Origin of the sequence: Mycobacterium sp. 852002-51613_SCH5001154 (assembly GCF_001667425.1) — a bacterium.
Lineage (GTDB): Bacteria > Actinomycetota > Actinomycetes > Mycobacteriales > Mycobacteriaceae > Mycobacterium.
Window position 1 is genome coordinate 49,552 of sequence record NZ_LZII01000006.1, and the last position, 20,218, is coordinate 69,769.

The 20,218-nt window shown below is 65.3% G+C and carries 19 protein-coding genes; 14 read left to right on the top strand and 5 right to left on the bottom strand.

The window, feature by feature from the left end; genetic code table 11:
* Positions 1-48: 48 nt before the first annotated feature.
* Together A5750_RS02130 and A5750_RS02135 are read left to right on the top strand one after the other, a co-directional pair.
* Positions 49-489 carry a VOC family protein gene (locus A5750_RS02130; protein WP_066957196.1) on the top strand — a complete coding sequence of 147 codons (441 nt, stop codon included), beginning with the start codon at positions 49-51 and terminating at the stop codon, positions 487-489.
* Positions 486-1,223 (top strand): SDR family NAD(P)-dependent oxidoreductase, encoded by a 738-nt coding sequence (locus A5750_RS02135; RefSeq protein ID WP_066957195.1) that lies wholly within the window; start codon positions 486-488, stop codon positions 1,221-1,223. Before A5750_RS02130 ends, A5750_RS02135 begins: the two co-directional genes overlap by 4 nt.
* On the opposite strand, the gene A5750_RS02140 is transcribed toward A5750_RS02135, so the two are convergent.
* Together A5750_RS02140 and A5750_RS02145 are read right to left on the bottom strand one after the other, a co-directional pair.
* The gene (locus A5750_RS02140) at positions 1,216-2,373 is read right to left on the bottom strand and encodes a Zn-dependent alcohol dehydrogenase (protein ID WP_067260954.1); all 1,158 of its coding nucleotides are present in this window, start codon (positions 2,371-2,373) and stop codon (positions 1,216-1,218) included. The genes A5750_RS02135 and A5750_RS02140 overlap by 8 nt on opposite strands.
* Complete coding sequence (locus A5750_RS02145) at positions 2,370-3,596, bottom strand: cytochrome P450 (protein ID WP_067260956.1); 1,227 nt, start codon at positions 3,594-3,596, stop codon at positions 2,370-2,372. The genes A5750_RS02140 and A5750_RS02145 overlap by 4 nt, the downstream gene beginning before the upstream one ends.
* Before the next feature lie 143 nt (positions 3,597-3,739).
* On the opposite strand from A5750_RS02145, the gene A5750_RS02150 reads away from it, so the two are divergent.
* The 6 genes from A5750_RS02150 (at position 3,740) to A5750_RS02175 (ending at position 9,878) form a co-directional block, all read left to right on the top strand.
* Positions 3,740-4,105, top strand: a complete 366-nt coding sequence (locus A5750_RS02150; RefSeq protein WP_067260958.1) for a Rieske (2Fe-2S) protein — start codon at positions 3,740-3,742, stop codon at positions 4,103-4,105.
* Entirely contained in the window at positions 4,102-5,148 is a 1,047-nt protein-coding gene (locus A5750_RS02155; protein WP_067260960.1) for an amidohydrolase family protein, read from the top strand. Before A5750_RS02150 ends, A5750_RS02155 begins: the two co-directional genes overlap by 4 nt.
* Entirely contained in the window at positions 5,145-6,293 is a 1,149-nt protein-coding gene (locus A5750_RS02160; RefSeq protein ID WP_067260962.1) for an amidohydrolase family protein, read from the top strand. The genes A5750_RS02155 and A5750_RS02160 overlap by 4 nt, the downstream gene beginning before the upstream one ends.
* 137 nt (positions 6,294-6,430) lie before the next feature.
* On the top strand, positions 6,431-7,399 hold the full coding sequence (locus tag A5750_RS02165; protein WP_067260964.1) for an alpha/beta hydrolase: 969 nt from the start codon (positions 6,431-6,433) through the stop codon (positions 7,397-7,399).
* Positions 7,400-7,494: 95 nt separating this feature from the next.
* Positions 7,495-8,637 carry an acyl-CoA dehydrogenase family protein gene (locus tag A5750_RS02170; protein WP_067260966.1) on the top strand — a complete coding sequence of 381 codons (1,143 nt, stop codon included), beginning with the start codon at positions 7,495-7,497 and terminating at the stop codon, positions 8,635-8,637.
* Complete coding sequence (locus tag A5750_RS02175) at positions 8,634-9,878, top strand: acyl-CoA dehydrogenase family protein (RefSeq protein ID WP_067260968.1); 1,245 nt, start codon at positions 8,634-8,636, stop codon at positions 9,876-9,878. The genes A5750_RS02170 and A5750_RS02175 overlap by 4 nt, the downstream gene beginning before the upstream one ends.
* On the opposite strand, the gene A5750_RS02180 is transcribed toward A5750_RS02175, so the two are convergent.
* A complete protein-coding gene (locus tag A5750_RS02180) occupies positions 9,875-11,845 on the bottom strand; it encodes a SpoIIE family protein phosphatase (RefSeq protein ID WP_066957172.1) in 1,971 nt (656 codons plus the stop codon). The genes A5750_RS02175 and A5750_RS02180 overlap by 4 nt on opposite strands.
* A 208-nt stretch (positions 11,846-12,053) precedes the next feature.
* Here A5750_RS02180 and A5750_RS02185 point away from each other — a divergent pair, with 208 nt between their 5' ends.
* Genes A5750_RS02185 through A5750_RS02195 form a run of 3 tightly spaced genes read left to right on the top strand, consistent with a single transcriptional unit; the run spans position 12,054 to position 14,392 of the window.
* A complete protein-coding gene (locus A5750_RS02185) occupies positions 12,054-12,554 on the top strand; it encodes an oxidoreductase (RefSeq protein WP_067260970.1) in 501 nt (166 codons plus the stop codon).
* A gap of 13 nt (positions 12,555-12,567) precedes the next feature.
* Complete coding sequence (locus A5750_RS02190; protein ID WP_066957166.1) at positions 12,568-14,058, top strand: molybdopterin-dependent oxidoreductase; 1,491 nt, start codon at positions 12,568-12,570, stop codon at positions 14,056-14,058.
* 1 nt (position 14,059) lies between these two features.
* The gene (locus A5750_RS02195) at positions 14,060-14,392 is read left to right on the top strand and encodes a hypothetical protein (RefSeq protein WP_231989101.1); all 333 of its coding nucleotides are present in this window, start codon (positions 14,060-14,062) and stop codon (positions 14,390-14,392) included.
* Between the two features lie 6 nt (positions 14,393-14,398).
* Here A5750_RS02195 and A5750_RS02200 read toward each other — a convergent pair whose 3' ends face one another.
* Entirely contained in the window at positions 14,399-14,785 is a 387-nt protein-coding gene (locus tag A5750_RS02200) for a hypothetical protein (protein ID WP_066957163.1), read from the bottom strand.
* A 275-nt stretch (positions 14,786-15,060) separates the two neighbouring features.
* Here A5750_RS02200 and A5750_RS02205 point away from each other — a divergent pair, with 275 nt between their 5' ends.
* Positions 15,061-16,272: a PPE family protein gene (locus A5750_RS02205; protein WP_066957288.1), complete on the top strand. Its 1,212-nt coding sequence runs from the start codon at positions 15,061-15,063 to the stop codon at positions 16,270-16,272.
* A 73-nt stretch (positions 16,273-16,345) separates the two neighbouring features.
* Entirely contained in the window at positions 16,346-17,725 is a 1,380-nt protein-coding gene (locus A5750_RS02210) for a PPE family protein (protein ID WP_066957161.1), read from the top strand.
* A gap of 59 nt (positions 17,726-17,784) precedes the next feature.
* Here the strand turns inward: A5750_RS02210 and A5750_RS02215 are convergent, their stop codons facing one another.
* Positions 17,785-18,789: a tellurite resistance/C4-dicarboxylate transporter family protein gene (locus A5750_RS02215; protein ID WP_066957158.1), complete on the bottom strand. Its 1,005-nt coding sequence runs from the start codon at positions 18,787-18,789 to the stop codon at positions 17,785-17,787.
* 209 nt (positions 18,790-18,998) lie between these two features.
* Here A5750_RS02215 and A5750_RS02220 point away from each other — a divergent pair, with 209 nt between their 5' ends.
* Positions 18,999-20,189 carry a phosphatidylserine decarboxylase gene (locus A5750_RS02220; RefSeq protein ID WP_066957155.1) on the top strand — a complete coding sequence of 397 codons (1,191 nt, stop codon included), beginning with the start codon at positions 18,999-19,001 and terminating at the stop codon, positions 20,187-20,189.
* Positions 20,190-20,218 lie beyond the last annotated feature (29 nt).

A 20,218-nucleotide genomic window follows, 5' to 3' on the forward strand; every position in this document is an offset into this window, starting at 1 on the left:
GTCGACGTTGCATGATGGTGGACAAGCTCTGCAATCGAGAGGAAGCCAATGTTGGGTGTTCACCATGCCGCGATCTGCACCGCCGACGTAGAGCGCTCGAAGCAGTTCTGGCGCGACGGCCTCGGACTCGCCGAACTGTTCGACCATACCTTCACCGGGAACTGGCCAGAACTTTTCGGCGCCAAGACCGACCGGTTGCAGTCGATATTCCTGGGCGATCCCCAGGCGCCCGATACCGGCATCGTCGAACTGGTCGTCTTCGAGGGCGCCGACGAGGCGGCCGTGCCTTTCCAGCGTCCGCGGCACGGCTTCTTCCTGCTCTCCCTGCAGCGTGACGTCGACGAGACGCTCGCCAGGCTCGCCGAATTGGGATTCGCCGACGGTGTTCATCGAATCACCATGCCGGCTCTGGGCGGAAAGACAGTGCCGATGGCTATCATCACCGCGCCCGATGGCGTCCTGGTCGAGCTGATCGGACCGGCGCAATGACGGCGCTGGTCACCGGCGGCGGATCCGGAATTGGGCGTGAAGTTGCCGGACGGCTCCGCGATGCGCGCCATGACGTAGTGGTGTGGGATCTGGTCGGTGGCGACATCGCCTGCGACGTCAGCGATCCCGACGCGGTGTCGGCCGCCATGGAACAAACCGTGCGCGACCACGGCGCGCCCACGCGAATCGTCGCTTGCGCCGGAGTCGGCGCGTCGGGCCTGTTGTTCGAGCAGTCACCCGCGGAATGGAACCGAGTGTTGGGGGTCAACCTCACGGGCACCTGGCTGACGATTCGCGCCGGGGCGCGGGCACTGGTCGACGCCGGGGTCGGCGGCTCGATCGTTGCGGTCTCCAGCATCAGCGGCACCGTCGCCGATCGGGACATGGGTGCCTACTGCGTGTCCAAGGCGGGAGTGGACATGTTGGTGAAGGTCGCAGCCGTGGAGTGGGGTGCTCACGGCATCCGGGTCAACGCGGTGGGGCCCGGCGTCACGCGCACGCCGATGCTGGCGAAACCCGAACAGCTGCCGGGCTGGGTGGAAGCACTGTCCGAACGGACGCCGCTGGGCGGTCTGGGGGACGCCGTCGACGTGGCCGGCGCGATCATGGGTGTCCTCGAGTTGCCCTGGGTGACGGGCCAAGTCGTCCACGCGGACGGTGGCCTTGCGCTGCACAGTCCGATCGACGCCTACGGTCAACTGCAACGGGTGATGGGCCGGAAAGGCCTCAGCTGAGCCCGAAATCGATGATGCCGCGGATGATTTTGCCGTTACGGAGGTCGTCGTAGGCATCGTTGATCTCATCGAGGCGGTAGCGGCGGGTGATCATCTCATCAAGCTGGAGCTGCCCGGTTTGATAGAGCCGTGCCAGCCGGGCGATGTCCGCCCTCGGGTTGCACGAGCCAAAGATGGTCCCCGCCAGCGTCTTGTTCATCAGGATGAAGTCCTGCAGGTCGATCTTCACCGACCGGGTGAGCTGTGATGTCATGCCGGTGAGCACACACGTCCCGCCCTTGCGGGTCAGCTGCAGCGCATCGCGGACGTCACCCGCGGTGATCAGCGAAGGGGAGACCACCACGGCGTCGGCCATGACGCCGTATGTCAAGTCCCGCACCATCTCCTGCGCTTCGGCGATCGTTTCAGCACTGTGGGTCGCGCCGAACTGCAGCGCCGATTTCTGCTTGAAGTCCACCGGGTCCACGGCGATGATCTGCGCGGCACCGCTGATCCGTGCGCCCTGGATCGCGCCCGTGCCGATTCCGCCCGCGCCGATGACGACGACCGTGTCACCGCCGCGCACACCTGCGCGATTGGCGGCCGAACCGAAGCCGGTCGGAATGGCGCACGACAACAACGCGCTTGGCGCCAACGGCAGGTGCGGCTCGATCTTCACCAGTGAATTGGTCGACACCACAGTGTGTTCGGCGAACGCCCCGACCTTGGCCAGATGGCCCAGCGGCCGGCCGTCGGCGGTGTGATGGCGAAAGGTGCCGTCGGTGGGCATACCCGGGGTGAGGGTGAAAGCGCCGACGTCACAGATATATTCCATACCCGTCGCGCACCAGCGGCATTGTCCACACACCGCGACGAACGACATCACCACGTGGTCGCCGGGGGCGAAGTCCGTTACCCCATCACCAACTTGGCGTACGACGCCGGATCCCTCATGACCTCCGATCGTCGGGAACATGGTTGGTAGGCCGAGGGATCGCATCACCTCGTTGGGTGCCGACATGTCCCCTTTGAGGATGTGGTCGTCGGAGTGACACAGGCCGGCGGCCGCCATCTCGACCAGGACCTCGCCGGCGCGGGGCGGATCGAGTTCGAATTCCTCGACGGACCAGGGTCCGCCGACGTCGTGCAGGAGCGCCGCGCGGCTTTTCATGTGGCCGGGGCGAACGTGACCGGAAGCTTGTTGGGGGAGCGGAACGTCAGCCCGACGATCTTCGATTCCTGGCCGGTTCCGTCATCGGCCACGAAGGCCAGATCTTTGACGCGGTCGAAGAGGCTGTTCAGCATGACCCGGGTCTCGAGCCGGGCCAGATGCATGCCGAGGCACATGTGGATGCCGCCGGCGAACGCGATGTGCGCTTGACGCGGCCGGCGGATGTCGAAGGTGTTGGGGTCGGTCCAGCGGGTCTCGTCGCGATTGGCCGAGCCCATGCACATGTCGATCTGCGCGTCGGACGGGATTGTCTTGCCGCCGATTTCGACCTCTTGGGTGGTGGTCCGCATGACCATGGTCAGCGGGGTTTCGAAGCGCAGGCCCTCTTCGATCGCCATCGGTATCAGCGACCGGTCCCGGTAGACGAGCTCGAGCTGCTCGGGGTGGGTCAGCAGCAGGTAGAGCAGGTTGCCCGATGACCGGTACGTGGTTTCCAACCCGGCGGGCAGCAGCAGGCGCAGGAACGCGATGATTGCCTCGTCGGTGAGCTTCTCGCCGTCGATCTCGGCGGCCACCAGGTCGCCGATGATGTCGTCGGTGTGTTTGCGCCGCCGCTGTTCGACCTGTTCGAGGAAGTAGCCGTGCAGCTCCGCGGCCGCGTTGAGCCCGGCCATGATGTCGGTCGGGATGGAGATCAGATCCAGGGACAACCGCCGGAAGAAGTCGAGGTCCTCAGGGGGCAGACCGAGCAGCGTGGAAATGATCCGGGTGGGGAATTCGAACGTCACCGCCTTGACCAGGTCCGCGTGGCCGTCGTTTTTGATTTCGTCGACCAGCTGATCGCACACCGGTCCGATGACCGACGGCTCCCAGCGTTCCAGGGCGGTGGCGCGGAAGGCCTTGGCCACCAGGTTGCGGTGATCGTGGTGCTCCTTGCCGCCCATGGCCAGAATGGTGTGGCCCATCACCAAACCGATGGTCTCGTCGTACTTGTGGGAGCTGAAGATGCGGTCGTCGCGGAACGCCTGGAACACCGGGTCGTAACCGAACAGCACCCACTCGTCGTTGGGCCGCAGCTCTTCTGGCATCTGTGAGTGGTCCGTCAGCGCGCCGTGCCAAACCGGGTCCGTGCGCCTCATGTATTCGAAGAACGGGTAGGGACTCGTTTCGCCGGTGAGGTCGAGTGTGACGGGCTGGTTGGCGGGGTCGGTGCTGAGCGTCATTCAGCGCTCCTCCTGGGCAGCCGGTAAGCGGATTGGTACGCGGGATTATCGCTATCATAGTATAGATAGCAACTAAGCCCAACGGCTTGTCGTGGTTACCGTAACGGGCACAGTATTGATGCTGCGTAGCGTCGGAGGCGGTGATGCAAGTGGCCGAGCGGCGATTCGTGTGCTCGCTGGACGATCTGCCGCCCGGCGAGATGAAGCTGGTCGACGTCGGGAAGTTCGGCGTCGGCGTGTACAACGTGCGTGGCGAGTTCTACGCGATCGTGAACTATTGCTCGCACGAAGGTGCCCCGCTGTGCCTCGGTCTGCTCGGCGGGACCAACGAGTTCGCCCCCGACGAACCCGGCGGGCTGCGTCGGGTCCGCGACGGCCAGATCGTCCGATGCCCTTGGCACAACTGGGAATTCGACATCACCACCGGTCAAAATCTCGCCGATCCGACGCGGCGTATCCGCACCTACCAGGTCGATGTCACCGACGGGGAGGTGTACCTGACCGCATGATCAGCCCGGTCATAGATGCCAATGTGCAGCCGCACTTCCGCTCCAACGCGGAGATCCGGCGCTACCTGCCCGCCGCCCACCAGCTGCGGTCGATCCCCGACGTCGAACAGCAGTGGTACTCCGCACCCGGTGGCGACTACCGGCAAGACCTCTACGGTGAGCACTACCCGGGGTCCGACCCGGAGACGGTCGGTCGCGACCTGTTCGCGCGGGGCGTCGAGTACGCCATCCTCAACCCGCTGACCCGCGGCAACATCGCTGACTACCTGCTGAACAGCAGGATCTGCGCGGCGGTCAACGACTGGCTGCTCGACCGCTGGATCGAGCCCGACAACGCCGATCGATTCCGGGGCACCATCCGCGTCAATCCGGAAGACCCCAAGGGGGCCGTCGCGGAGATCGAGCGCCTGGGCGATCACCCGAAGCTGGTCCAGGTCGGTGTCCCGATGCAGTCACGCGAGCCCTACGGCAAACCGATGTTCGAGCCGATCTGGGAGGCCGCCGCCGCCCACGGGTTGCCAGTGGCGGTACACATCAACGGCGGCAACGGTGTCGATTATCCGCCCACTTTCGCCGGGCACGCCCACACCTATCCGGGATATGCGGCGTTCATGCCGCTGAACTACTTCGTGCATCTGGCCACCCTCATCGTCGAGGGCATGTTCGGCAGGCACCCTGGCCTCAAATTCGTCTTCGCCGACGGCGGCTACGACATCCTCACCCCGTTGATCTGGCGGCTGGACACCTTCTGGGTGTCGATGCGCGACCAGACGCCGTGGGTCGACCGCTACCCCAGCGAATACCTGCCTGGCCACGTCAGGTTCTGCTCGTCGGCGTTCGACGGACCGACCGATGCCGGCGATACGCAGCGCTGGATGGAGTTCACCGGCAAGTCCGACCTGCTGATGTATGGGTCGGCGTATCCCCACTGGTCCACGACTCCGCCGCAGACCATTGCCGAGGGCCTGGATCCCGCCCAACGCGACAAGGTGCTGTGGCGAAACGCCAGCGAGCTATATGGGCTGAAGGAGCGTGTCCGATGACCACGATCGAACGGGTCGATTCGCCGACCGGTCATGACGACGAAATTGCGGTGAGCATCGTCGACACCGACGTACACCCCTTGCCCGTCTCGACCGACGTGCTCAAGTCGTACGCGCCGCCCGAATGGGTGGACAAGATATGGCCTACCGGAAACGCCGTCACCCCGGTGCCGCATTTCTACGACACACCGGATTCGTACAAGACCATGTCGCTGCGCATGGATGCCGCCCCGCCGGGTGGCGGGTTCGCGGGCAGCGACCCGGAGTTCGCCGCCAAGCAGTTGCTGCTCGACGCCGGCGTTAGCATCGCGACGCTGGAACCGATGTGTGACGCCCAGCTGCCACAGGCCGAACACGTTCTGAAGTCCGCCTACAACGACTGGCTTGCCGACGTCTGGCTCGACACGAACAACGAGCACGGCCGGTGGCGCGGATCGATCAGCGTCAGCGCGCAGACGCCCGAGCAGGCGGCGCGCGAGGTCGAACGGTGGGCGGGACACCCGTACATGGCCCAGGTGCTGATGACACCGCAGACTCGTGGGATCCCCTTTGGCAACCCACATTTCGACCCGCTCTATGAAGCCGCGGCGCGCAACGGTTTCCCGGTCGCCACACACCTGATGGGGCAGACACCGTTCGAGCTGATCCCGCTTTATCCCGTCGGCAACCCCGCGCATTGGCACGACTTCTTTGCGTCCTGGCCATTGCTATATGTCTCGCACTTGATGAGCCTGGTCTTCGACGGCGCTTTCGACCGCCACCCTGACCTGCGGGTGGTGTTCGTCGAAGGGGGCTTCACGTGGGCGATGCCGGTGATGTCGCGGATGGACCGCATCTGGGAAGCCCGCCGCGGCGACCTGCCCCACGTGCGGCGCCGCCCGTCGGAGTATGTGCGCGAACATGTTCGGTTCACCACCCAGCCGCTGGAAGATGCCGATACCGTGCAGTTCCGCGAGTACCTCGAGATGATGGACCTGGGCGACAACCTGATGTTCTCGACGGACTACCCGCACTGGAGCTACGACTCGCCGACCTATGCGATCAACCGATTCCCGGCCGACCAGCGCGAGCGGATCATGCGCGGCAACGCGACCGCTCTCTACGGGCTACCGGCGACGGTCAAGGCGCTTCCCGGGGAACGGTGAATCCCGCCCGAGCTGAAGCGATACGCACCTCGTCTTTCACCACACGGAATCGCAGGTCTACCTTGAAGAAGGTTTCCGGCACGGCCCCGCGCCGGGACCGGACGAGCCCGCATGCCGAGCCCGGAAGACGAGAAGGTATGACACAAACGAATCTGACGCGGCCACAGGGCCTTAACCGGATCGACCCGGTGCTCCGGGAGGCCGCCACCTCCTTGGGCGTCGAATTCCGCGTCGAGACACTGCCCGCCGAACGGGAGCACGCCAACCGGCTCGCAGCCGAGCGCGCCGCCGCGGCCGGCACCGCCGAGGTGGCCGTCGAAACGCGCACCATCGCCGGCCCGGGCGGGCATGAGCTGAACCTTCGCTTCTACCGGGGTCCCGACCTCGATCAAGCCGGGTCAGGTGCACCCCTTGTGCTGTACGCCCACGGCGGGGGATTCGTGACCGGCAACTTGGACACCGATCATGCACCGTGTGTAGAGCTGGCCAAGGAAGCCGGATGCCTGGTGGTATCGGTGGACTACCGGCTCGCGCCGGAACACCCGTGCCCGGCCGCGTTGGACGACGTCGAGGCCGGCCTCTACTACGCCATCCGCAATTGCGCCGAGCTGAAGGCGGACGTCAACCGCATCGCCGTGATGGGCCGCGACGCGGGTGCGGCGCTGGTCGCGGGCCTGAGTCAGCGCATGTTCGATGACGAAGGCCCACAGATTCTGGTGCAGATCCTGCACCAGCCGATGCTCGATTCCGACGCCACCCAATCCCGGCGCGAGTTCCAGCGCACGCCGGGCCTCAATGGGCCGGCCGTGAGCCGGGCGTGGGGCCATTACCTCGGTCATGCGAGTGCCAACGGCCAGCACGTCCCCGCGCACCGCGCGAACCTCGAGGGCCTGCCGCCGACGTTCATCAGCTGCGCGGAGATCGATCCGTGCCGCGACGAAGCCATCGACTACGCGAACAGGCTGTTGCACGCCTACGTGCACACCGAATTGCACGTCATCGCAGCGGCATTCAACGGGTTTGACTCGTTGGTTCCCGATTGGGTGGTTTCTCAGGAGAACCGGGCGCTGCACGCGCGATCGCTGCGCCGTGTGTTCGCCATGTAACGCTGAGCAGCGCTATCGACGGAACTCCGGTATCTCTTACCGTAGTGCTCGTTGCTACCATCGAAAACGCCGGAGAACTCGCCACGAGAGGCAGCATGACCACACTCGACTCTCCCGAAAAGACGCTGTTCACCTCGACCACCCAGGCTTTTCTGGAAAAGGAAGCGCCGCTGCGGCGCGTGCGGGAGTTGCACGCCGCGGGGGTGTCGTTTGATCCGGCATGGTGGCGGCGCGCCGCGGAGCTCGGCTGGACGGGCCTCTTGGTGCCAGAGGAATTGGGCGGCGGCAGCGTCTCGGACAGCGGTTTGGCGGATCTGGCCATGGTCGCCGAACAGCTCGGCAAGACCGTAGCGCCCGGGCCGTTGTATCCGGTCAGCGTCGTACTGACCGCGCTCGTCGAGTGTGCGGACCGGCAATCGCACGCGGACACCATCGAGGCGCTGATGTCCGGCGAAAGCGTGGCATCGTGGGCGGTTTCGGAGCCGGGCCAGGGGTGGGCGCCGCTGAATCCGTCGGTGACGGCCACCCCGACCGATTCGGGCTATCGCATCGACGGCACCAAGGACCGGGTCGAGGCGGGCGCGCAGAGCGCGGTGCTGCTGGTGGTGGCGCGCAGCGGTGATGAGCTCCGCCAGTTCTTGGTCCCCACGGACGCGCCCGGCGTCACGATCGAGCCCCAGCAGTCGGTCGACCTGGTCAAGCAATATGCCCGGGTGCGTTTCGACGGTGTGATGGTGGATCGAACGGCGGTGGTCGGCACCGCCGGCGAGACCGCCACCCTGATCGACCGGCAGAGCCAAATCGCGCAGACCCTGCAGTGCGCCGAGGTGGTCGGCGTCCTGCAGACGGTGTTCGACCTGACCGTCCAGTGGGCGTTGGACCGGCACACCTTCGGGCGCCCGCTGGCGTCCTACCAGGCCCTCAAGCACAAGTTCGCCGACATGAAGCTGTGGCTGGAAGCCTGCCGGGCCACCACGGCCGCGGCGGTCGCCGACGTCGCCGCCAACTCACCCGGGGCGGGCCTGTCGGCCAGCATCGCCAAGTCCTACGTGGGCGAGATGGCCGGCCAGATCGTCCAGGCCTGCGTGCAGATGCACGGCGGCATCGGCGTCACCTGGGAACACGACCTGCACCTCTACCTGCGCCGAATCACGTTGTATCGCTCCATGTTCGGAACGCCGGAGGACCACAACCTGCGCGTGTATGAGCACGAGAAGGCGGGGCGTTTAAACAAATGACGCCTACCGAATCCGTTGCCGAGTTCGCGGCCCGGGCCAGGGAATGGCTGGCAGACAACATGCCCCGCATCGATCCCGAGTGCCCGCCGCCCGCCCCGCGCGACGACGAACGATCCTGGCAGCGGGCCAGAGAATTGCAAAAACGGCTGTATGAAGGCGGATTCGCCGGGATCTGTTTCCCGCGCGAGTACGGCGGCCTCGGCCTGGACTACGAATATCAGAAGGCATTCGACGCGGAGACCATCGACTATGAGATGCCGCTGATCCTCAACACCCCCACGTTCACCATCTGCTGCGCCACGCTGCTCGACACCGGCAGTGAGGATCAGAAGAAGCAACACATCGCGGCGGCGCTGCGTGGCGATGAGGTGCTGGTGCAGCTGCTGTCCGAGCCGAGCGGCGGATCCGACCTGGCCGGCGTCCTGACCCGGGCCGAGCGCCAGGGCGACCGCTGGGTACTCAACGGCGCCAAGACGTGGAGCACCAGCGCGTTCGCCGCTGACTACGGACTGTGTCTGGCCCGCACCAACTGGGATGTGCCCAAACACGAGGGCTTGACGATGTTCCTGGTGCCCATCGCTCATCCGGGAATTACGTTGCGGCGCATCACCATGCTGAGCGGTTCCACCGAGTTCTGCGAGGAGTTTCTCGACGGGGTGGACGTCGGCGACGACGCCGTCGTCGGGGAGGTCGACGGCGGCTGGGCGGTGGCGTCGCGGCAGCTGTACCACGAGCGCCGGGCGGTGGGGCAGGGCTCCGAGTTCGCCAGTGGCAGCGGCAGCGAGGGCGGCAACGCGAATCCCGTTGACTACGTGGCCCTCATCGAGAAAACGGGTCAGGCCGGGAACGAACGCGTGCAGCAGATGGCCGGGCGCGCACTCGTACAACGTGCGGTGGCCGAGCAGTTGATCGGTCACGTCTACCGCAGCGTCCGAGATGGCACACTGCCGCCGGCCGCCGGCACACTCATCAGGCTGTTCCACGCCGAGACCGTGTTCGTGGATGTCGATACCGCCATGGCGATCGCGGGAAGTGCCGGCGTGGTCGGAGAACCCGGCGACGGCCTGGAAACCGGCCTGCGCTACCTGGCCCGCCAGACCGTCGCGATGGGCGGCGGCACCACGGAGATGGCGCGCAACGTCATCGGCGAGCGGGTGCTTGGCTTTCCGCGGGAATACGCAGCCGACCGGGGCGTGCCGTTCAAGGAGGTGCGGCACGGCCGGCGATCCGACCGGCCCTAGCCCTCGGCGACGAGATTCTCGGCGAGCCCGCCGGCCACCGGCAGTTGTACCAGAGACAAGACGTGGTGCGCCGGGCTCCCCGGCGGGGCCACCAGCACGTACTCACTGCCCTGTCGTTGTGCACGGTCGCGCGCGGCCGCCAGCGCACTGACGCCGGCCGACCCGAGCTGGGTAACGGCGCTGAGATCGATGGTCAACGGCGCTACGCCGGAACGGCTTTCGACCGCGATCTGGCGATCCAGTGTGGAGGCGGTAGTGGAGTCGACGTCGCCGCTGACGACGATGCGGCCCGGTTCGGTGACCACGGAGACGAATTCGGAGTTCGCCGACCGCTGCTGCTGATCGGCCCGGCTGATGAGTGTGTCCGTGACGAAATTGGCGGGCCGCGACAGGCGGTGCGTCAAGCTGGCGGTGGTTCCGCCGGGCCCGTGAGTGACTTGGGCACTGGATACCAGGGCTTCGGCCATGGCCAGGCCGCGGCCGCGACCCTGCTCGCCTTCGCGATGATCCTTCCACTGCCCATGGTCGATGACCGACGCGTACAGGTTGCCGTCTCCGGCCAGCGACGCCTCCACGACAACCCCGTCGGAAACCTCTGTGGCGTAACCGTGTTCGACCGCATTCTCGACGAACTCCGAGATCGCGTGCACGATGTCGGAAATGTCATCGGGGGCGGCGCCGACCTCGGAGAGCCACTGACGCAGGCGGGAGCGAACCGCGCGTGCGGCATGAATCGTGGCATCCAGCGTCATCTGGAGCGGTGGCGGCGGCGTACGCCGTTGCGCCGCAAGCAGTGTGATGTCGTCGCTGTAGCCGGTCGACCGCAGCAACAGTTCCAGCGTCTCCGAACAGATGCGGTCGATTGGCCGCCCCGAGGACTCGATCACGAACCCGCCCTGGCCACCGGCGATGTTGGCTGCCAATTCGGCGAATTCGGCGGTGCTGGCCACCAGCGGCCGGCCGGGACGTTCGATAAGACCGTCGGTGTAGAGCATGACCGCGTCGCCCACGCCCAGGAATTCGGTGCGCACCGGGAAACCCGTGCCGCTGCCCAGCGGCCCGGCGCCGGACGGCTCAAGGTAACGCGAATCGCTCTCCGAACCGACGAGCAGCGGCGGCGGGTGCCCGGCCGTGCAGTACTGGAATTCACCCGTGCCGAAGTCGAGCGACCCCACGCACACGGTGGCCGACCTCGAGCCGGGCACATGTTCGTGGAAGCGGTCGACCGCCGCCAGCGCCTCGGCGAGCGGGTACCCCGCCACAATCTGCATCCGCAGCGCCGTGCGCAATTGCGACATCACCGCGGCCGCCTCGACGCCATGGCCGACGACGTCGCCGACGATGAGCACCAGCCGATCCCCAAGGGGGATCGCGTCAAACCAGTCGCCACCGGCGGCCGTGTCCTCCGCGGCAACGAGGTATTCGGCGGCCACGTCGGCGCCGGGAACGACGGGTACCGAAGGCGCCAGCAGTGCCTGCTGCATGACGGTGGCCGAGTCGCGCACGTTGCGGTACCGCTCGGACAACTCCTCCATGCGCGACTCGGCGGCCAGCCGTGCCCGCACCCGGTCGGTCACGTCGACGAAGGCGAGCTGTACCCCCTCGATCGAGCCGTCGTCGCCGCGCCGCGCCGTGACGATGAAGTCGAAGAAGTGCTCTTGTGCCGTCCCCGAGCCCTCGAAGTCGGCTTGCACCCGCCACTCGGTTCCCGATTGCGGTTCGCCCGTCTCGTAGACCCGGTCGAACATTTGCAGGATCTGCTGGCTCTCCAGCTCGGGGTAAACCTCCCGCACCAGGAGCCCGATGCTGTCGATCGGCGGACTGAGCGCTCGGTAAGCGGCATTGACCGCGATGAATCGGTGGTCGGGCCCTTCGAGGCCAACCAACAGCGCGGGGACATTCTCGAAAATGCGGCGGACGTCGTCGGCCGCGCCCACGGTCTTGTCCCAGTTTCTTTCGGCCGCCATTGACCGTTCCTCCTACGGACCCATTCCTGGGCTGAGTCCCGCAAGCTGGTCCCAAAGCGCTGAGCACTCGCCAGGCACAGTCAGTAAGAGTATCAATGGCAGCCGCATGCTCAATGCAACAGTTTCCCAGCGTGGCGTGCGGGCCGGCTCGAGCCCGGCAATTTAACCAGGACGGTTTGTAATTAATCAGCGTGGGTACCACGCTCCCATGGTCGATGTCGTCCTGGGGCGGCTGATCTCGCTCTGGCGAAGCATCGTGTCGTCATCGGTGCTTACCCTCAATGGCTGGGTCGCCTTCAACCTGCCGCGAACGGTGACCGCATTGGGCGGATCGCTGCTGCTGGGCCTGGTGGCCCTGCATGCCTACATCTTGACCACGGAACCGGGGTTGCCCCTGTACTTCGCCGTCTACTCTGCTTTGCTGGGCGTCTGTTGCCTGGCGGCCGCTGGCGCCATGGTGTTCGCCACCAAACCGCGTGTGCCACAAGTGGGCTGGTACTCGGGGAGTCTGGTCTGCCTGACCTTCATCGTCATCTACGCAGTCAGCCGGTGGGTCACCCTGCCGGGGCTGGAAGCGCTGACCGGCCGATGGGACCTAGCGCCGGGCACGTTCGCTGTTGTGTTCGCCGCCGGCTTCATCGCGGTGCACACGACTGTGCTCTCCGGCATCAACGTGGCCTACCCGCAACGACAACAGTGGTACGACTGACTGGAGCTCAGGCATGACGACGCTCGACTACCCGGTGTGGCTGCGGGTGGACCATTGGCTGAACGTGCTGTTTCTGACGCTGCTCATTCGCAGCGGCATCGAAATCCTCTCCACCCACCCGAAGCTGTATGGGCAGGACGACAGCAGACCCGGCAGCGAATGGGCGCGCTTCACCCGCAAAGTCATGCCGCGGGACCGGTTATACGACACGCTCGACGAAGAAGAGGACTATCACCCGATCGTTGCGCTGCCCGGCCATGCGCAGTTGGGCATGGGGCGGCATTGGCACTTCATCTCCGTCATCGGCTGGATATTGGTGGGGCTGTCTTACTACATCCTGCTGTTCGCGACCGGGCAGTGGCACCGGTATTGGCCGTATTCCTGGTCCATCTTTCCTGAGGCATGGAACGACATCGTCACCTACATGTCGTTCAACCTGCCGCCGCTGCTCCCCGGAGAACCCTTGGATGCCATTCAGAAGCTGACCTATGCGGGTGTTGTCTTTCTGCTTGCACCCTTCCAGATCCTGACCGGTGCCGCCCAGTCTCCCGCGATCGAGGCGCGGTTTCCGTGGTATGTGCAAATGTTCGGCGGCCGTCAGAAGGCCCGCAGCCTCCATTTTTTCGGACTGCTCGCGTTCATTGTGTTCATCGCGATCCATCTGTCGATGATTTTTTTCTGGGGCTGGGGCAGGCTCACCGCCTTGATGATCTTCGGGTCGGTGCGCAACGCCTATTGGGCTACGGCGCTGTCCTTCGTGATTATCGGCGCCGTTGTCGCCATTCATTGGGCGGCCACCAGCTGGAGCCATCGCAGTCCCCGGTCGGTGCAGCGCGTACTCGGGGCCGTGACCACCGGTGCGCGGCTACTCCTGTTGCGGCCGCTCAACTCCCGGCAGAATTACCCGCCGAGCAAGATCTCTCCGCAACACCGAGTCAACGGCAAGCCCCCAACGGGCATCGACTTCAAAGTGATGGCCGCCCATAACTTCGTTGACTGGCGACTGCGAGTGGGTGGCCTCGTCGAGAATCCTGTGACGCTGGACCTGGCCGCTCTGCGGTCTCTGGCGGAGCCGGAGTCGCAGTGCGTCATGCATAACTGTGTACAGGGATGGACCAGCATCGCCGAATGGAAGGGCCTGCATTTGGGCCGACTCGTTGAACTCGTGCGCCCCCTGCCACAGGCAAAATACGTCTGCTTCCTCAGCATGCAAGACAACAGCACCGACGAACCGGCCTCACATGGCGGTGGCCAGTTCTACGAGGTCATCGATCTGGAGTTCGCCCGCAAGCCGCAGACGCTGCTGGCATACGAAATGAACGGGGCGCCACTACCGATCAAGCATGGTGCGCCGTTGCGGTTGCGGGTCGAAACTCAGGTCGGTTTCAAAATGACCAAATGGATCAACCAGATTGAGTTCGTCGAGGACTTCGCCGGCATCGGCTTCGGGACGGGGGGCTGGCGCGAGGACCGCGTCTTCTACGACAAGGACGTGGAGATCTGAGATGACCGACATGACCGAGGGAGCCAGCGAGCAAGTCGGTTTGCGTCCGGAGCTGATCGGTTTGGATGCCGTGGCGCGTCAGTGTGTGCTCGACCTGATCGCCGTCAAAGGCGGGCACTGCGAGGCCTGTGGCGCGACGGATTTCGCGGTCGGCGATGCGATGATCATGGGCTTTCTCTTTCTCGACGAGGACGCCGACGCTTTCCTGGTAGCGCTGACGTGTCGCAACCCCGAGTGCCCCAAGCCCAGGACCGCGATCAGGTTGAGCGGCAAGGATTTTCTGTCCGAGGAGCAAATGGCTCGCGCCGTGTCCCTCAGGTCCACAATCGCGTGACACCAGCTATGGGCGAAGGAGGCGTCGCCATTTCGCCGCGCGCCGCACCCGCCTGTTGGTCCCGCCCTCTCGCAAATCCGTGAGATTGGGCCGCGCCAGCTTGAATCTCTCGATCAGGGGCGACACCGCCCGAAATTCGTCACACAGCGATTGAAACCGGCGCTCGTCGGCGTCGGTGAGCAGACCGATGGAACTGTAGTGCGCCATCCGCGGAAGCCGTCCGGCGAGCGCCGTTCCCCATCGGACGCTGAGGTCGTAAATGTCTTCGTCGCTGAAGACGTCCTCCGCTTCCTTTTGCTCGCCGAGTTCCTTCAACCTCTTGAGTTGCTCGGCAAAGAACTCAACGTCGTCATCGATGCTGACTTGCACATGACCGTCCGGTGCCGTGCTCATGGGGCCCTCCTTTCCCGCACCCTGCAGCGTCCGACATCGCTATCGGTCGGGGAGTACCCCGCGGGCATCGCTTCAACATGCGATGCCCCAAATAATGCATCAGGAAACAGTTGCGCATAGTAATTGTTTTCAGGATATCGACAGGATTCGGTACGCCCACTCCCAGCGTATAAACGTCCAAACCGGGAAGTCGCCGAGGGATAAGAAGCAATGCACCGCGCTTGGGGTGGATTGTGGATCGATTTGCGGGCCTGGGTAGGAGGTATTGTGTGGCAATAGATTTCGGCGTGCTTCCGCCGGAAATCAACTCGACTCGCATGTATACGGGCCCGGGTGCCGGACCAATGTTGGCGGCGGCGGTGGCATGGGACGACGTGGCAGCGCAGCTGCACGCCACGGCGGCGAATCACACCTCGGTTGTCTCCGGGTTGACGGCCGGGTGGCGGGGTCCGGCGTCGATGGCGATGGCGGCCGCGGCCGCGCCCTACACGGCGTGGATGAGCACTACAGCCGGCCAGGCCGAGCTGACGGCAGCCCAGGCGCGGGCCGCGGCCGCCGCGTTCGAGACCGCGTTTGCGGCGACCGTGCCGCCGGCGTCGGTGGCGGCGAACCGTGCTCGGCTGCTGGCGCTGATCGCGACGAACTTTCTCGGGCAGAACACCCCGGCGATCATGGCCACCCAGGCCGAGTACCTGGAGATGTGGGCGCAGGATGCGGCCGCCATGTACGGCTACGCCGGCTCCTCGGCGGCGGCTGCGCAGGTGGCGCCTTTTCAGCCGCCGCCGCAGACAACCGACCCGGCCGGCGTCGCGGGGCAGGCTGCGGCGGTCAGCCAAGCCACCGGCACGGCGGCCGGCGCCCAGGCGACGCACCTGCCGCAATTGTTAGCCGCGACGCCCGAGGCGCTGCAAACCCTCGCCGCGCCCATGCAATCCGCGGCGCCCGCCGCGGCTGCCGATCCGCCATCCCTTGCTTCGGCGCTCGACGGGTTCATCACCGGGCCGCTGTCACCATTGTCGTTGTTCACCATTCCCGGTGTTCCTTATCTCCTTGGCACGCAAAGTTATCTGCTCCCGCAGGCCGCCGCGAACTTGACCAGGTCGGCGGAGAATTACTCCAAAGCACTGGCCAAGGCAACCACTGTAGGAGTGCCGCGCATGGTCAGCGCGCCCGTGTCGGCGGGCATTGGCCGCGCGGGCGTGGTGGGCGGATTGTCCGTGCCGCAAGGCTGGGCAACGGCCGCCCCCGAGATCAAGGCGGTTGCCGCGACATTGCCCCAGAGCAGCCTGGCTGCGGCCCCGGCGGCGCTTGTCGCCGACGGCCAGGGCACCCTCGTCGGCAACATGGCCCTGTCCGGGTTGGCCGGCCGCGCCGTGGCCGGAACCGGCGGGGCGGCAGCCCGTTCCGCCGGCATGGGGAGCGCCACCCCCGCCGCCGGCGAGGCCACCACGGCGAACATCTTTGTGATCCACGAGGCCGGCGAATGATGACGAACGGCGCGACGTCACCATCAGCGGCTGAAACCGCCAGCGCACTCCCGGCGAATCAAGGAGGCTAGCAATGGATTACGGGACATTGCCACCGGAGATCAATTCCGCGCGCATGTATGCCGGCCCAGGATCGGGATCGATGCTGGCCGCCGGCGCGGCGTGGGATGGGCTGGCCGCCGAACTGCGTTCGACCGCAGCCTCCTATTCGTCAGTGATCTCGGGGCTGACCACCGCATGGCTGGGTCCGGCATCGGCGAGCATGGCGGCCGCTGCCGCGCCATACGCCGCGTGGTTGAACGCCACCGCAGCGCAAGCCGAACAGACGGGAAACCAAGCCAGGGCGGCGGCGGCGGCTTACGAGGCCGCCTTCGCGGCCACCGTACCGCCGCCGGTGATCGAAACGAACCGCGCCGAGCTCGAGTCGCTCATTGCCACGAACACACTCGGTCAGAACACCGCGGCTATCGCCGCAAACGAGGCACGATACGCCGGCATGTGGGCCCGTGATGCCGCAGCAATGTACGGCTACGCCGGCCAATCCGCGGCGGCCTCCGCGGTAACGCCGTTCGATTCGCCCGCGCAAAATACAAACCCGGCCGGCACCGCGGCGCAGACCGCCGCCGTGAACCAGGGCGTCGGCACCTCAGCCGGAACGAACACTCAGTCCGCCTTGTCCCAGCTGACATCCGCGACTCCCACCGCGCTGCGAAGCCTTGCGGCTCCGGCGGCGGTGGATCCGCCGCCGTCCTCGTCATTGGCGAGCTTTCTCAGCAGCCTGAACTCTTCCCCGCTGGCGAAGCTCGCCGGTAACGTGGAGCTGATACCCAAGGCGGTCCTGCCGGCCAATGACGTAATGATCAGCACCATCATGGGTTTGGTGATCGGGGCGCGGCATCTGGGTGACCTGACGGTCGCGGTCAAGGCCGCGACCCCAAGTCTCGCGACCGGGTTGGGTTCGGCGGGAACGGCATTGGGAACGACCGTGTCGGCGGCTGTCGGTCAGGCCGGCCTAGTGGGAGGGCTAGCGGTTCCACCGAGTTGGGCCGTGGCCACTCCCGCGATCAGGACTGTCGCCGCGGTGTTGTCGGGCACTTCGGAGAGCGCCATCGGCGCGGCCGTGGTGAGCGAGGGCAGCTTTTTCAGCGGGTTGGCTGCGGCAGGCATGGTCGGAGGCGCGCTCGGCGCCGCACTGCCCAGGGCCGCGGCGGGCGCCGGCGGCAAGGGGCGTGACCGCTCGGCCAAAGACGGTGCAAGTCTCAAAGACAGTGATTCGCCTGAAAACTTGCAACGCGTTGTGGCTGACATGGCGGAGAACCCGGAAAGTGTGCAGCATTGGCACACCGATCCCGACCACCTTGATGGCTTACTGGACGAACTGCGAAAAAAACCGGGTACGCACGCGGTACACGTGAAGAACGGAAAGCCCAGGGTGACGCTGCCGGGTTCGTAACGGACGCAGGCCCGGACGAATACGGCTCCGGACAACCACTTGGCGGGGGCGGCGCGCCGTTATTGGCGCGCACCGGCGAGGGCTCGCGGGATGCGCAATAAACCGGCGATCGCCACTATCGACCAGGCCAACAGCGCGTCCCAGAAGAACACTAGTGCAACGGTGTGCAGCGATCGCATATTAGCCTCGCTGGCGATCATGTTGATGGCCACCGAATACATCCCCAGCGGGAACACGAGCGTCCACCACGAGCCGGTGAATCGCAAAAGCTTGGGCCGCTGCTCGACGCGGTGCAAACCGAAATAGATCAACGGCGGTATCCACAACGTTGCCGCTGCCCACGCCGTCAGCATGATCGCAAACACACCCGCCGCCAGCCAGTTTGGAGCTTGGACGTGAATTTCGTGGCCAGCCACCACGGCGATGGCAAGCGCGCCCATCAAAATCCAAGTGTCAGGCTGGAATCCTTCACGGTCCAGCCGCTCGTCGACGGCGCGCCACACAATCAATGCGGTCATCGCGATGTAGATGGCCAGTGCCAAAACCCACGTAACCACCGCGGCTATCAACCATTGACCGTGCCCGGTACTGCTTGCGAGCTTGGCGGCCACGATTGCCAGGCCGGACGTGGCTACGCTGAACAATAACCATGCGCCGTGGACCTGGTCGCGCGACGCAGTCAAGCGCTGCGTTGCCAGGTTGCGCAGGCTGGATAGAGCCAGGCCCAGCCAAGCCGAACCGGCAATGGCGCCAAGAACCGGAAGTATCAGCGGGTGGGCGGACGAAAGCCGGTTGCACAGCACGGCGCATGCGGCAACGAAAGTGAACAGGGGCAGCGAATTCTCGAGCTCCGCCAAGCCCCAGGGAAGTAGCCGGCGTTTGGCCGTGGCGAGCACCACCGCAAGTGCTACCAAGACCGCCCAAGCCAGCAGCGCGATCACACTGAGCGCGTTGCTGGTTGACGTGTACTGATGATCCTTGGCGGCGGTGGAGAGGATTCCGGTCGCCATCACCGCTGCGAACGCGTCAGGGGAGACGTTGATGCTACTCAGTCGAATCGCCATGCCAGGGCCTTCTTTACGTTTGAATCATCGCTCAGCTATGAGCCCGACCACAACCGCCGACTACCCATCACGGTCGAATGCAATCCGGAAAAGGACTCGCTCGCCGGTCCCCTTGGCCTGACCGCCGCACGGCGGCCTGTGTTATCTCGGCTTTGAGGGGGTACGCCTCACGAACGAAACATGTCGGGAATGACCGTGGGAGAAGTGAGATGAGCGATCCTGATGCGATCATCCGAAAGCTGCGCGATGTCATCGAGAAGGAACAGGGACTGGCGGACCTCCTCGAGCGGTCGTTGAAGCAGGCTCGCGAATCGGCCGAGGCCGAGTTGCGGCCGGAGTTGTTCGCCGCGCTGGAGTGGCCGGCCAACCTGGATGAGTACGAGGAGTATCTGAAGAGCTTCGTCAGATGGGTGCCCCGCCAGTCCGATGCGGAGGCATGGCAAGGGGCCGACCCCGCTGAACGACAGGCCCAAGAGGTCAGCGACCGGACAGCACACTTCTTCTTCCTCGTTGACCAGGGGGTGGACGGGGCCGCGCCGCAGGGCTCCAAGGTCTTTCGCGACTGGATGACCGAGTTCTCGCGGCAGTGGGGCAGCTTCTTGGACACCGCTGATTCGTTCAGCCCGGAGATCCTGCAGTCCTTCATCGATTTCGCGCCCGAGTATCGGGTGCATGAGTCGCTGGTCGACGGAAAGCCCAACATGCCCAGCGGTTGGTTGACGTTCAACCAGTTCTTCGGTCGTGAATTGAACGGGGGACTGCGCCCGATCGCCGAACCCGGCAGCAATTTGGTGGTGACCTCTCCCGCCGACTGCGTCTTCCAGCACGCCTACGACATCGACACCGACTCCAACATCCCGCCGGTAACCCTCAAAGGCGTCAACACTTTTGGGAATATTAAGCAGCTCATTGAGGGTAGCGCATACAGCGAGAGCTTCGGCGGAGGGACGTTTGTGCACTACATGCTGAAGCCCAACTCGTATCACCGTTACCACCTGCCCGTCTCTGGCCTGGTGAAAGAGACCTTCCTCATCAGCGGACAGGTATTCATGCAGGTGTCTCTCGACGGCCACGAGTTCAAGTCCAGCGATAGCGCAACCACCGGTTACGAGTTCTTTCAGAACCGCGGCGTGGTCACCATCGACACGTCGGCTTCCGACTGCGGCGACATCGGTGTCGTCGCGGTGATTCCGGTTGGTATGGCGCACGTATCGTCGGTGACGCTGACCGCAGTCGAAAACACACAAATGGCAAAGGGCGACGAGTTCGGCTACTTCCAATTCGGCGGCTCGGACATCATCATCCTCTTCCAGGAGGGGGTGGACCCGCAGATCGACACCGGCGAAGGGTACCGACTCTTCGGCACGCCAGCAGCCCGCTGCAAAGGCCGGGCCCGATGAGGATGGGATAGCTTGGTCACCTCACAACG

What these genes read in the sequence shown, in the direction of transcription:
- A5750_RS02130 (WP_066957196.1), top strand. Translation starts at nt 49, where the DNA reads ATGTTGGGTGTTCACCATGCCGCGATCTGCACCGCCGACGTAGAGCGC.
- A5750_RS02135 (WP_066957195.1), top strand. Translation starts at nt 486, where the DNA reads ATGACGGCGCTGGTCACCGGCGGCGGATCCGGAATTGGGCGTGAAGTT.
- A5750_RS02140 (WP_067260954.1), bottom strand. Translation starts at nt 2,373, where the DNA reads ATGAAAAGCCGCGCGGCGCTCCTGCACGACGTCGGCGGACCCTGGTCC.
- A5750_RS02145 (WP_067260956.1), bottom strand. Translation starts at nt 3,596, where the DNA reads ATGACGCTCAGCACCGACCCCGCCAACCAGCCCGTCACACTCGACCTC.
- A5750_RS02150 (WP_067260958.1), top strand. Translation starts at nt 3,740, where the DNA reads ATGCAAGTGGCCGAGCGGCGATTCGTGTGCTCGCTGGACGATCTGCCG.
- A5750_RS02155 (WP_067260960.1), top strand. Translation starts at nt 4,102, where the DNA reads ATGATCAGCCCGGTCATAGATGCCAATGTGCAGCCGCACTTCCGCTCC.
- A5750_RS02160 (WP_067260962.1), top strand. Translation starts at nt 5,145, where the DNA reads ATGACCACGATCGAACGGGTCGATTCGCCGACCGGTCATGACGACGAA.
- A5750_RS02165 (WP_067260964.1), top strand. Translation starts at nt 6,431, where the DNA reads ATGACACAAACGAATCTGACGCGGCCACAGGGCCTTAACCGGATCGAC.
- A5750_RS02170 (WP_067260966.1), top strand. Translation starts at nt 7,495, where the DNA reads ATGACCACACTCGACTCTCCCGAAAAGACGCTGTTCACCTCGACCACC.
- A5750_RS02175 (WP_067260968.1), top strand. Translation starts at nt 8,634, where the DNA reads ATGACGCCTACCGAATCCGTTGCCGAGTTCGCGGCCCGGGCCAGGGAA.
- A5750_RS02180 (WP_066957172.1), bottom strand. Translation starts at nt 11,845, where the DNA reads ATGGCGGCCGAAAGAAACTGGGACAAGACCGTGGGCGCGGCCGACGAC.
- A5750_RS02185 (WP_067260970.1), top strand. Translation starts at nt 12,054, where the DNA reads ATGGTCGATGTCGTCCTGGGGCGGCTGATCTCGCTCTGGCGAAGCATC.
- A5750_RS02190 (WP_066957166.1), top strand. Translation starts at nt 12,568, where the DNA reads ATGACGACGCTCGACTACCCGGTGTGGCTGCGGGTGGACCATTGGCTG.
- A5750_RS02195 (WP_231989101.1), top strand. Translation starts at nt 14,060, where the DNA reads ATGACCGACATGACCGAGGGAGCCAGCGAGCAAGTCGGTTTGCGTCCG.
- A5750_RS02200 (WP_066957163.1), bottom strand. Translation starts at nt 14,785, where the DNA reads ATGAGCACGGCACCGGACGGTCATGTGCAAGTCAGCATCGATGACGAC.
- A5750_RS02210 (WP_066957161.1), top strand. Translation starts at nt 16,346, where the DNA reads ATGGATTACGGGACATTGCCACCGGAGATCAATTCCGCGCGCATGTAT.
- A5750_RS02215 (WP_066957158.1), bottom strand. Translation starts at nt 18,789, where the DNA reads ATGGCGATTCGACTGAGTAGCATCAACGTCTCCCCTGACGCGTTCGCA.
- A5750_RS02220 (WP_066957155.1), top strand. Translation starts at nt 18,999, where the DNA reads ATGAGCGATCCTGATGCGATCATCCGAAAGCTGCGCGATGTCATCGAG.